At 31.5% G+C, this 12,238-nt stretch carries 11 protein-coding genes; all 11 read right to left on the reverse strand.

Going from position 1 to position 12,238, the window contains the following annotated elements; translation table 11 throughout:
• The 11 genes from TMEL_RS09800 to TMEL_RS09850 are packed head-to-tail and all read right to left on the reverse strand — an operon-like array spanning position 1 to position 12,128.
• Positions 1-2,088, reverse strand: a complete 2,088-nt coding sequence (locus tag TMEL_RS09800) for a cell division FtsA domain-containing protein (protein ID WP_012058109.1) — start codon at positions 2,086-2,088, stop codon at positions 1-3.
• A gap of 3 nt (positions 2,089-2,091) precedes the next feature.
• Positions 2,092-4,374 (reverse strand): endonuclease MutS2, encoded by a 2,283-nt coding sequence (locus TMEL_RS09805; protein ID WP_012058110.1) that lies wholly within the window; start codon positions 4,372-4,374, stop codon positions 2,092-2,094.
• 11 nt (positions 4,375-4,385) lie between these two features.
• Positions 4,386-5,024, reverse strand: coding sequence for a hypothetical protein (locus TMEL_RS09810; RefSeq protein ID WP_012058111.1), 639 nt, complete (start codon positions 5,022-5,024; stop codon positions 4,386-4,388).
• Positions 5,025-5,073: 49 nt separating this feature from the next.
• Entirely contained in the window at positions 5,074-6,267 is a 1,194-nt protein-coding gene (locus tag TMEL_RS09815) for an inorganic phosphate transporter (protein ID WP_012058112.1), read from the reverse strand.
• A 17-nt stretch (positions 6,268-6,284) separates the two neighbouring features.
• Positions 6,285-6,956 (reverse strand): DUF47 domain-containing protein, encoded by a 672-nt coding sequence (locus TMEL_RS09820; protein ID WP_012058113.1) that lies wholly within the window; start codon positions 6,954-6,956, stop codon positions 6,285-6,287.
• Between the two features lies 1 nt (position 6,957).
• On the reverse strand, positions 6,958-7,929 hold the full coding sequence (locus TMEL_RS09825) for a lysylphosphatidylglycerol synthase transmembrane domain-containing protein (RefSeq protein WP_012058114.1): 972 nt from the start codon (positions 7,927-7,929) through the stop codon (positions 6,958-6,960).
• Positions 7,913-8,584: a 2-C-methyl-D-erythritol 4-phosphate cytidylyltransferase gene (gene ispD, locus TMEL_RS09830; RefSeq protein ID WP_238375216.1), complete on the reverse strand. Its 672-nt coding sequence runs from the start codon at positions 8,582-8,584 to the stop codon at positions 7,913-7,915. Before ispD ends, TMEL_RS09825 begins: the two co-directional genes overlap by 17 nt.
• A 21-nt stretch (positions 8,585-8,605) precedes the next feature.
• Entirely contained in the window at positions 8,606-9,463 is an 858-nt protein-coding gene (locus TMEL_RS09835; RefSeq protein WP_012058116.1) for an AAA-type ATPase lid domain-containing protein, read from the reverse strand.
• A gap of 4 nt (positions 9,464-9,467) precedes the next feature.
• Complete coding sequence (arcC, locus tag TMEL_RS09840) at positions 9,468-10,406, reverse strand: carbamate kinase (protein ID WP_012058117.1); 939 nt, start codon at positions 10,404-10,406, stop codon at positions 9,468-9,470.
• Complete coding sequence (locus tag TMEL_RS09845; RefSeq protein WP_012058118.1) at positions 10,403-11,305, reverse strand: bifunctional enoyl-CoA hydratase/phosphate acetyltransferase; 903 nt, start codon at positions 11,303-11,305, stop codon at positions 10,403-10,405. The genes arcC and TMEL_RS09845 overlap by 4 nt, the downstream gene beginning before the upstream one ends.
• 4 nt (positions 11,306-11,309) lie before the next feature.
• The gene (locus TMEL_RS09850; protein WP_012058119.1) at positions 11,310-12,128 is read right to left on the reverse strand and encodes a M55 family metallopeptidase; all 819 of its coding nucleotides are present in this window, start codon (positions 12,126-12,128) and stop codon (positions 11,310-11,312) included.
• Positions 12,129-12,238 lie beyond the last annotated feature (110 nt).

Here is a 12,238-nt window from a genome sequence, read left to right on the forward strand (position 1 = left end):
TTATTCCCCCCTCAACTCATATGTAAAAATTATTTCATCCCCATCAGATAGCGGTTCTGTAAAATACGCATCTTTACCGTTTTTCAAAAGTTTGTATGTTTTTATATTTTTTAGGTTTACATTTAACTTACTGAATATATCAGCCAAAATTATCCCCCCGCCATCTTCGGAATAAGTAGAATATATTTTATCACCATTCTTTATCTCATATTCTTTGCTCACCAATACACCATTTACTTCATATAATAGTGTATCTTTTTCTATCACTTCTTCTCTACCATTTAGAATAACCTTCACCCTCTTTGTCTCGCCTTCAGTTATATCTTTAATTTTCAAAGGTTTTACATCTATAACTACTTTTAACACATCTCCAGGGTTAACTTGATTTTTATCAGATAATTCCAAATCACCTTTTAGGATTCTTACCTTCCCCACTTTTTTTTCAAAGTATATGTCGTTATAAAAAAACTCTACAGTCCCTAAATTTTCTTCAAGTTCTTCTCTAATATTCTTTACAAACACAGGATTATATTCTATCTTATCGCCATCTTTTAAAACACTATTTTCTCTAACAACATCTCCATTTAGAATAACAGGCGGTAAATAATTTTCCTTTTTATCACCAAAATCTAAAACAATTGGTTGAACTATATCATATAAAGCATAAACCTTTTCGTTACGCTGAGATGGTTGCCCAATCACAATTCTATCACCATGTTTAACCTTATCCCTCAAAGTGGCTCTTTTGCCATTTATGTATATAGGAGCAGGTTTTGGGAGTTCTCCTTTTAAAATTTTCATCTTCCCATTAACTTCTAAAACAATAGATTCAGTGGGTTTCCCCAAAAGATCCGACATGGAATACCCGCATTGTAAAAGTACTTCACTCAACGTATGGCCTCCAGAAAAACCCACCAATTGCACTGGCTCGTCATTAACAAAAACCTGCTCAAAAATTGTTCCACTACGCGTCAAAGCGGTATATGCAATACCTAATGGAGTTACAAATTCACTTCCAAAAATTATGCCAGTATTATCAACAATACTCAAGTTTTTGGCATTTTTTAACGATATATTATCCATTTCTACATCAAGTTTTTCTGCCAATTTTTCAACAAACCCAGGAACTTTTGCACCACCACCTACCACCATTACAACCTGTGGTTTTTCACCATTTAAAGTTAATATCTCTTCAGAGATTTTTGTTGTAATATTTTCAAGTACAGGAGCTATTATCTTTAAAAGCTCCTCTCTTGTAACTTCTTTTTCTTTATCCAAAATATTTCTAAAGACAATTTTTTCTTCGTTTTTATTTAACCATCTCTTTAAATTCTCCGCAGTAATAAAATCAACTAAAAGTGTTTTTGTAATTGAATCTGTTATTTCGTCTCCAGCAAGTGGAACCATTCCATATGCGATAATAGTACCTTCTTTTGAAATTGCTATATCACTTGTTCCTGCTCCAACATCAACTAATGCAATATTGAGAATCCTTAAGTCCTCAGGTACAGTAACATTAATAGCAGCGATGGGTTCTAAAGTCATATGCGTCATTGTAAGATTAACTTTTCTTAAGACCGAAACCATGGCATCAACAACTTGAACAGGTAAAAATGCAGTCACAACTTCTACTTTTGCATTTTTTCCCTTCAATCCTTTTATTTTCTTTAACCAATTACCATCTAATTCATAACTAATAACCGAGTAACCAACACAGTACATATTTTCAGTGCCAATTTTTTGAACAGCATCATCAACAGCAGAAAGTTCTAGCCTTGTTATTAATTCTTCATCAATTTCACTTACATGCGATATATCCTCTTCATAATTACCAATTGCAGTAGTTAAAAATCTTCCTGCTAAAGCCACTGCAACCTTATCTAAAGTTAAATTATTTCTTTCCTCAAGTTCTTCTTTTACCTTTTTTACAACCCTTGCAACTTTTTCTACATCGTGTATCTGACCATCTAACATTGCACGATGTTCATGTTCTTTTATAACAATATCATGGACAACAATTTTTTCATTTTCAAAGGTTGCTAAAATTCCAGCAATTTTTCTTGTCCCAACATCTAAAGCAAATATCAAAATTTACACCTCCACGACTGTAACACCTACACCACCTTCACTTGGCCTTCCAAATCTATAACTTTTAATTCTTTTATCTTTTCTCAAATAATTCCATATATTCGAAGCCAAACTCCCCGTACCTTTTCCATGAATAATATATCCTGTTGAAAAATCCGAATATATTAGATCATCTATAAACTTGTCAACTATTTCAATTGCCTCTTCAACAGTTTTTCCTCTAAGGTCAATCTCATTAGATTGTAATTTCAAACTATTTGAAATATAAACAACTTCCTTGTTCTCTTTTGGTTGCTCAGATTTTTTTAATTTATTCTTCTTTACCTCAATCTTCAACCCATTAAAATCCACTAAAAATTTCCCAGATTGCCTTTCTTCAACAACCTTTCCAATTGTATTTCCATCTATTAATTTTACATAATCTCCAATATTAATTTCTTCATTCAAGATTGGATATTTCATTACTTCTAATTTTTCATTGACGCCTTTCATCTCTCTCTCTTTTGCCTCTATGTTTTTTAACCTTTTTTTTATCAACTCTTCTTTCTTCGTTCTAGCTGAAAACAGGGCTGTTTGCAATTCCCTCTTTGCATCTCTAAATTCTTTATACAAATCTCTTAATTCTTTATCTAATTCCTCTATTTTTTTTACCTTTAATATATTGTATTTTCGTTCATATTCTTGCTTTAGTTTCTCATATTCTCTTAGCGTTTCTTCTAAAGCTCTCTTTTTCTCCTCAAGTTCACTAACTTTCATATTAAGATTTCTTATTATATTCTCCACCTTCATTTTATCTTTAGAAATGTATTCTTTTGCCCTTTCTATTATCTTTTTGTCCAAACCTAACTTTTCAGAAATTTCAAAAGCATGTGATGCACCTGGTGTGTTCAAAAGAAGCCTGTATGTAGGTGATAACGTTTCTAAATCAAATTCCATAGATGCCGTAATTATATCATCCCGTTCCATTGCAAACAACTTAACATTTGTAAGATGGGTAGTAATCACAAATTTTATTCTCTTTTCTAACAAGTACTCAATAATAGCAATTGCAAGAGAACTACCTTCAAATGGGTCGGTACCAGACCCTAATTCATCTATTATAACAAGAGAATCACTATCTGCATTATTCAATGCTTCTATAATCCTCACCATGTGAGAAGAAAATGTACTTAAATTTTCAACTACATTTTGAGTATCACCAATATCTACAAATAATTTAAATTCTGGTATACGCGTTCCAATATCCGCAAGAATTGGAAATCCATGTTGGGACATAAATATAAAAAGTGAAATTGTTTTTAAAGTTACCGTTTTTCCACCAGTATTTGGTCCTGTTATTATTAACCCTTTTTTATCTTTTGGAATATCAATTGATACTGGAACAACTTTTTCATCTGAAATTAATGGATGTCGAGCATTTACTAACTTTAAATAATCACCTTCTGGCTTTACAATTATTCCTTTTCTCTTATACGCATATTTTGCCCTCGCAAATAAAGAATCAATATGTCCAACTATCTGTATATCCTTTATTAAGTACGCATATCTATCGTGGATTTTACTACTAATTCCTCTCAGTATTTTATTAATTTCCATTCGCTCTTCATCTTGTAACATCTCTATTTTATCGTTAAGATGTATAAATTCTTGTGGTTCAAAAAACAATGTAACTCCCGTATTAGAAACACCATGTACGATACCATTCAAATGACCTCTTGCACCAGATTTAATCAAAAAAACATACCTACCATTTCTAATTGTATACAATTGCTCTTGCAAATATTTACCATTCTTAGAAACAAATTTTTCAATTCTAGATTTAATCTCACCATATAACTTTCTTTGTCCTTTTCTAATAATTGACAAATTCTTTGAAGCACTATCTTTTATGCTCCCGTCAGGTTCAAATATGGCATCAATTTCATCAATAAGTGAATTATAATCACTAAGTTTTGAAATATAAAAACTAACTTTATATCTTGTACTCGTTATTGCCTTTTTTAAATCTCTAACAAGTATCATAAATTCTTTTATCTTAAATATTTCATTAGCTTCAAGAACGTAACTACTTCTTAATTTTTCAAAAAGTGGTCTAATATCTTCTACTTTAGGAAATACAGGTAACCCCTGGGTTACCTGTATTCCTATAACCTCTTGAAGATAATCATATTCTTCCGAAGATGGTTTTTCTTTAACAAGCTTTTCAAGGTGTTCTTTTCCATAAACAGAAAATGTATATTTCAAAAACTCTTTAAAAACCTCTTTCCAATCAATAAACCTTTCCATAATCAACTCCTTCAGAATGGTATACTAATTGCAAAATCCAAGTTTATAGAGTTCTTTGGCTGAAGTTCCAAATTAACATTAGAACCACACTCTGTTTTTGTCCCAACAAAAAACTGTATATTATAATACACCCTTGCACTTAAATACATTTCTTTACTTAAAACAAAATCTCCTCTAATTCCTGGTTTCAAAGCCACTGAATTTACAAATATCTTATTATAATGCTCAAAATTAGTACCATTAAAATCACCTAAATTTGCACTTGTACCAATTTTTTTCTGAAATATCTCCTTTTGTAATAAAACTTCTCCTTGAAAACCTAATTGTAATTTTTCACCAACATTAAACAATGTTACACCGAAAATCTTCACATTGAAATCAAACCCTAAACCTCTAACCAGATACTCCTTATCTGGATCAATGTTAGTAAAAAAACTAAAACCATATGAAACAGGTGAATTATGAGTTGGATCTACATTTCTTTCATACGAGTAAAACATCACAAAATTTTGTAAAAAAGAATATTCAGTCATTAAACTAGTTTCTGCTGGATTTACATACCTTATTCCAAACCAGCTTGAACGACTAACAGTAAATGAAAACATATTTAACGATAAAATTAATAAAACCACTATTAACATCTTTTTCATAACTTTCACCTCCAATTTTAAATTATATCATATCATCTATATCATATCATCATGCAATCAGCACATAAATTAAGGCACTTACCCCAGCAGCAAAAGGTACTGTTACAAACCATGAGATAATTATATTTTTTAATATCCCAACATTAACAACCTCAATTCCCCTTGCAAAACCAACACCAGAAACAGCACCTACTACTGTATGAGTTGTTGAAATTGGCATACCAAAGGTTGAGGCTAACAATACAGTTGTAGCAGTTGCAAAATCAATTGAGAAACCTCTTGTATTATTAAGTTTGGTAATATCTTCACCAACTGTCTTCATCACTCTGTATCCAAGCAACGCCACTCCAAATGATATCCCGATACCTCCAAGGGCTAAAATATACTTTGGAATACTAATAACACCTGAAACATTTCCTGTTGTTAATATTATATATATCAATGCCAACGGCCCAACTGCGTTAGCAACATCATTCGCTCCATGTGAAAAACTCACATAACAAGAAGTAACAACCTGTGCTTTTCTGAAAATTTTCTCGACTAAATCATATTCATTTCCTCTAGATTGCAATCTTTTCAAATAAAATAGTGAAAATAGGAAAACAATTATTCCTATAAAAATTCCAACATAATTTCCAAGTAATAACCCTTTTTTTATCGTTTTTACAACAAACAAAAATGCTATAGTATAAAATGCCACACCCAAAAGTAACGGAGCTACTATTTTTGCAGCTTTTACAGGATTTTTCCTATGCAAAATACTCCATGAAATAAATTTAAAAATCACAAACGCCAAAGCACCACCAATAAGTGGTGAAGTAATCCATGTAATTACTATCTTAAGGAGTGTAATCCAATTAATATAGCCAACTCCACCAGCAGCAAGTCCAAACCCAATCATACCACCTACAATAGAGTGGGTAGTTGAAACGGGCATTCCCCAGTAAGTTGCTATTAAAATCCATATAGTTGCCGCAATTAACGCAGAAAAAGCACCAACTAATATTTTATTAGGCTCTGAAATCAAATTTAAATCAACTATTCCTTTTGCAATTGTTTTTGTAACATGAGCACCAAATAATAACGCTCCTAAAAATTCCAAAATTGCAGCTATAAATACTGCTTGTTTAGGGGTTATTGCCCTTGCACCTACTGCCGTTGCCATACTATTTGCTACATCGTTTGCACCAATCGAAAATGCCATTCCAAATCCAACCAAGAATGCTGCAACTATTAAAAACAAAACAAACACCTCCTTTTTTATCTTATTATCATCCTTATTCTCTCAACAACATTTTCCGCTCTATCTGCTATCTTCATCATTAGTATGACAATGTTATTTAAAAATATAATATCCACTCCATTCATCGTATTTTTGTAAGAATAAAGTAATCTTCCAATTTCAATACCTAGTTTATCAGTGAAACTTTCATCCTTTTCTACATCAAAAGTTAGGTTATCCTCTCTTTCTATTTCAACAGGCGAGAAATCAGATTCAACAACATTCCTTAATTCATCAACTGTAACTTTCATATACTTTATTACTTCTTTAATATAATCTCCCATCTCTTTTATCCTTTTCACCACTTCATCTGGACAATTGTCTACTTTATTCATTGTCATTATTTTTACAAAATCATCTACTGCATCTATGATAGAATCCTGATTGTGAACTATCTCTAATGCATCTATTCTGTCAAAATAACTCCATCTCAACTTTGTGTAAACTTCCCTCAACTTAGTTTTTATTTCATCAGCACTAGATTCAAACTCATCAATTTGATTTGAATATTCTAAAATATCTTTCCCACTAAAATAATCCTCTAAAACTTTTGGAACTAATTCACCTGCATTTAGACAAAACTGCGCATGTTCACTTAAAAGTTTAGTAGGTGAAACTTCTGGAAAAAGTCTATCAATAAACCTTTTCATACTACCCCTCCTCTTTATTGTAATTAATACCAAATTTTGGAAACAAAATAGTAGATAAAATCAATGGAATATAAAAAGTTATGATCCTAAAAATCATTACTGTTTCAATTGCTTTTGCACCACCAAATATCTGGGTAAAAACTATTTGATAAGTACTTTCAATACCACCGCTTGAACCTGGTGTGGGTATATAATATGCTACTGAATTTAAAAGTGCCATTATTCCAACCAAATACCAAAAATTAATTGTATTTTTTACTAACAAAAACATAATGTATGAATACATACAAACTGTTAAAAAATAAAGAAATGTATCAAAAATCAACATCCATGGATTTTTTAACCACAGAACTTTTATACTCCCCTGAAGAGAATCTATCCACTCCAGTATTTTTTCCTTTTCCTGTTTATTCTTTAAAAATCTATTAAAAAAAATCAAAATTTTTTCCAAAAATTTTCTATTAACAAAACCTAAAAATATTAAAATTGAAATCGAAAGACTTATTAAAAGCCCAGTAATTATTAAACCAAAACCAAAACTTTTTGGATATGCATTTAGAATTAGCCTTACAAAAATTACATCCAATAAAAGTATTACAAAGGAAATTTCCAATGTCCTAGAAATTATTATATTAGTCGCATCTTCTGTCTTTACACCTATTTTTGAAAGATGATAAATTTGGTAGGGTTGTCCACCAATTGACATAGGAGTAATAAATGAGAAAAATTTACCAAATATGATATTTCTAGCCGTCTCACGTATTAATACGTTATATCCAAAAAAGTGCAGTAATAACTTCAATCTAATCGCATCTATGATATAAATAGCTATCAAGATAAAAACACCAAACAAAAATTTGAATGATAAAAACATTTTTAAGTCTAATCTAAATGAGTTTAGAAATTGAAACAGGATAATTACCGCCAAACTAATGGAAATAGAAATAAACGTTTTCCTATATATTCCCTTCAATTTTCTCAACTCCAATTAAATACAAATCTTCCTTAGTTGTAATTTTTATATTAGTTTTTTCACCATAAACCACATGCACATTGTAACCAGCAGCCAAAACAACCGATGAGTCATCTGTAAACTTCTCAAGATCTTTTATTAAACGAAAAGATTTATAAAGGATTGAATATTTAAAGGTCTGAGGAGTCTGTAAGGTAAATAAGTATCTTCTAGGTGGGATTTCTTTTACAATTTTATTTTCAACAAAAGCTATAGTATTCTCAACTGGTACTGCTGTTACTACAGCACCATATTTGTTTACAAAATCAATATTTCTTAAAATCACCTCTTTACTAACAAAAGGGCGCGCTCCATCGTGGATTATAACGTTATCATCCTCTGAAATTAAATCTTTTAAGTATTTAACAGCATTTAAAGTTGAAAATTCTCTGGTTTTTCCTCCTAAAATAACATAAATATTTTTACGCTTGTACTTTTTCAAGATTTTTTTAGATTCTTCAAGATACTCTCCATTAACAACAATAATAATTAAATGAATAAAATTTTCTAAAAATTTCTCAACAGTATGCTCCATTAACGTTTTACCGTGAAATTTCACAAACTGTTTTGGATAATCTTTTGAAAATCTTTCTCCTTTCCCTCCAAATAAGATCACTGCCACATTCATATATACCACCTATTTCTTATCTAATTTGTACAATCTAATCTTGTGAGAAAGCGTCTTATAGTTAAGATTCAACATTTCGGCTGCCTTCATTCTGCTACTTGCTTTTTCCAAAGCAAGAGAAATATATCTTTTTTCTACATGCTTTACAAGTTTACTCGTAAAATTCCCTAAATCAATTCCTGAAAAAGTGTCTTTCTTAAATCTTGGAATATCTAGAATACCTCTTGTAACATATTCACTTGTCACCTTTACTAATTCCCGTGTATTTCCAGGCCAATTATATAATCTTAGTAACTCGTATTCGTCATCACTTGGAATTCTCTTTGGCAAAGAAGCATGTTTCTGATAAATGGAAGATAACACTTTATCAAAAATAAAAGCTATATCCTCTTTTCTTTCTCTAAGTGGCGGAATCTTTATGCCTGTATTTTTTGAAAAACTAATCTTTACCCCAGGAAGTTTAATTTTCAAATAAGATGAATATTCATTTAAATACATTCCATCTTCATATTTTAATTTAAGACGATCTGTTTTTTTTCCTTCCTTAACCAAACGTTCTAAAAACTCCCTAACAATAGGTCCCTGAAGTTCGGGAAAAGCAAATAACATATCATGTTCCATTTTTAGCATATCATATTTTATCTTTTCTTCCAGATACATAACAGCAAGTTCTAATTCTTTAAAAGACGAAACAACTATCTTTCCAGGAACAATCTTTTTCTCTTCAATATAAACTATATCCCAATAATTTTCTTTTAATTTCTTTTCTAAATTTTTATCGTAAATATCAAAAACTACCTTTTGATGATTATATAAAAATTCCCTCAGGTTCTCTACGAGAGCCTGAGGGATAAGGATTTTAATCAAAGTATCACCCCTTAATAATTCTTGTTCCTGTCTCACCCCTCAGGGCCTTATCTAAAACTGACATATCAGTAATTAGACATTCTTTACCTGTAGATTCAACAAAATCTATTGCAGCCTCTATTTTAGGTCCCATGCTTCCTTTCGGAAAATGGCCTTCTTGCAAAAATTTTTTCGCTTCCGTTGTAGTAATTTTGTCTAAAGCTTTTTGGTCTTCTTTTCCAAAATTCAAATAAACTTTTTCTACACCGGTTAAAATTATCAAAATATCAGCATCAACTTCCTTTGCAAGTAAAGCACTTGCTCTATCTTTATCAATTACTGCCTCTACACCTTTTAATTTGTTATCCTCAACTATTACTGGAATACCTCCACCACCGGCTGCAATAACCATAACATCATTTTTCATAAGCAATTTTATCACATCCTTCTCAACTATGTCCAGTGGTTTTGGAGATGGCACTACTCTTCTCCATCCTCTTCCAGCATCTTCAACTATCTTCCATCCTTTTTCTTTTTCCAACATCTTTGCTTCTTCTTCTGTATAAAAAGGACCTACAGGCTTAGTAGGATTTTGAAATGCTGGATCATTTTTATCAACTATAATCTGCGTAACTACTGCAGAAATTTCCATATCCTTTCCAATCGCTTTCAATTGATTTCTAATAGATTGTGCAATCATATATCCCAAACTGCCCTGTGTTTGTGCATCATTAACATCAATAGGAAATGGTGGTATTTTATCTTTAGCTATCTCCTGCTGTACCAGTAAATTACCTACTTGTGGTCCATTACCATGAGTTATAGCTACATCATATTCATCAATCATATTTACTATATATTTTGCTGTTTCAGAAAGATTTTTTAACATGTTCTCCGCTGTTGGTTTTTCACCAGGTCTATTTACAGCATTACCACCTATTGCAACAACTGCTAATTTCTTCATAAATTTTTCCCTCCTTGTGAACTTATAGCCGCGGCAATGGCTATAGAATTCTTTTTAGATTCACTTGTATCAGCTCGGGAAACTATTACAATAGGAGCTTTTGCCCCCATAATAATTCCAGCAATCTTTCCTTTTGCAAGGTAAACAGCAGATTTACCTAAAAAGTTTCCACTGTGTATATCTGGAACAACTAAAATATCAGCTTTTCCAGCTACTTCTCCTGAAACCTTTTTTACCTTTGCTGCAAATTCACTTAACGCATTATCTATTCCCAATGGCCCATCAACAAAACAACCTTTTATCTGTCCTCTTTCGGCCATCTTCGAAATAATAGCAGCTTCCATTGTCTCGGGCATATCTGGATTAACAACCTCTACAGCAGCAATAAGCCCTACTCTTGGTTTTTCATATCCAAGCTTATGCGCAAGTTCAACCGCATTTTTTATTATCTGTATCTTTTGTTCTAAAGTCGGTCTTATCACCATACCTCCATCGGTTACTAACACAATTCTATCTAATCCTGGTGTCTCAAGTAATGCTACGTGTGATAACAAACCTTCACCTCTTAATCCCCATTCCTTATTTAAAACTGCTTTTAACAATGTAGCAGTTTTTACAAGACCTTTCATTAAAATATTCGCCTCTCCAGATGAAACTAATTTTACAGCTTTTTCAGCAATTTCTGCTTCATTTTTTGCATCCACTATTGGTAAATCTAAATCCAACTCTTTTAAATTTTTACTAATAATTTCCCTATTTCCAACCAAAATAGCCTTTATACCATACGGTAAAACTTCTCTTATAGCTTTTAAAGCTTCAACATCTTCAGCACCTGCTAATGAAACTACCGCTTTCTTCTTTTTGGCAATTTCTACGATTTCATCAAAAGTCTTTAGCATTACTTCACCTCCCAATATATTTAACAATTGATGCCATATACGCTATACTCAATATTGCATCAAAAATCACCTTATAATCTTCATGGACAACTCGCACCTTTCTTCCATCAAACCTTTCAACTAATGGTATCATTTCTATTAAATCAGCACGTGCTGTATCTGATAATTCTACTACAAGCTCGACAGGAGTATCAAATTTAAAAATCTCAAACTCTTCTTTTGGAATCTCAAGCATTTTTTTAGTAGTTTCCTTTATATCGTTAATAACTTTTTTCATAGATCTATGTTTTGCCGAAAAACGTCCAAGAGAAGTTTTTGTTTCAACATAAAACAGATTTTTTAATTTAACTTGCCCTTTTAATTTATCATCACCAACAATCATAGCCACTGGTACATTAAAAATTCCCGCATAAGCTGCATTTATCAGGGCTTCATTCATCAATTTTCCATTTATCCAAACATTAAAAATCGATGAAGATGAATAAGTATGATCCATAACTGCGTACCTTGTACCTATACCCGCGTGGTATCCAAAAAAGACAACCCTATCAAATGTCTCATCCAAACCTGTCATCATGTAATTTTTTCTAAAATTACCTGAGATTATCTCTACATTATCGTATTTTCGCGTAATATCCCACAAAATATTGTCACCCATAGCATGGGAATCAGAAACAAGCACGTAATTTTCACCTACAGCATCCAAAAAACTTTCAAGTTGTTCTATCAAAATATTTTGTTTATACCTCACACCATGCACAACATCTGACCATTGAGTTATTCCACCCAAGCCCTCAAAATCAACTGAAACATAAATTTTCACATTTTTCACCTCCATGTTACAAAAATATTTTATCCTAAATTCCCAAAAAACCTAAGCTTCGCATACTCATGCATAAATTAGAAAATCAAAAATTCTCATCAATACTTAAT

Origin of the sequence: Thermosipho melanesiensis BI429 (assembly GCF_000016905.1) — a bacterium.
GTDB classification, from domain to species: domain Bacteria; phylum Thermotogota; class Thermotogae; order Thermotogales; family Fervidobacteriaceae; genus Thermosipho; species Thermosipho melanesiensis.

What these genes read in the sequence shown, in the direction of transcription:
- TMEL_RS09805 (WP_012058110.1), bottom strand. Translation starts at nt 4,374, where the DNA reads ATGGAAAGGTTTATTGATTGGAAAGAGGTTTTTAAAGAGTTTTTGAAA.
- TMEL_RS09810 (WP_012058111.1), bottom strand. Translation starts at nt 5,024, where the DNA reads ATGAAAAAGATGTTAATAGTGGTTTTATTAATTTTATCGTTAAATATG.
- TMEL_RS09820 (WP_012058113.1), bottom strand. Translation starts at nt 6,956, where the DNA reads ATGAAAAGGTTTATTGATAGACTTTTTCCAGAAGTTTCACCTACTAAA.
- arcC (WP_012058117.1), bottom strand. Translation starts at nt 10,406, where the DNA reads ATGAAGAAATTAGCAGTTGTTGCAATAGGTGGTAATGCTGTAAATAGA.
- TMEL_RS09845 (WP_012058118.1), bottom strand. Translation starts at nt 11,305, where the DNA reads ATGCTAAAGACTTTTGATGAAATCGTAGAAATTGCCAAAAAGAAGAAA.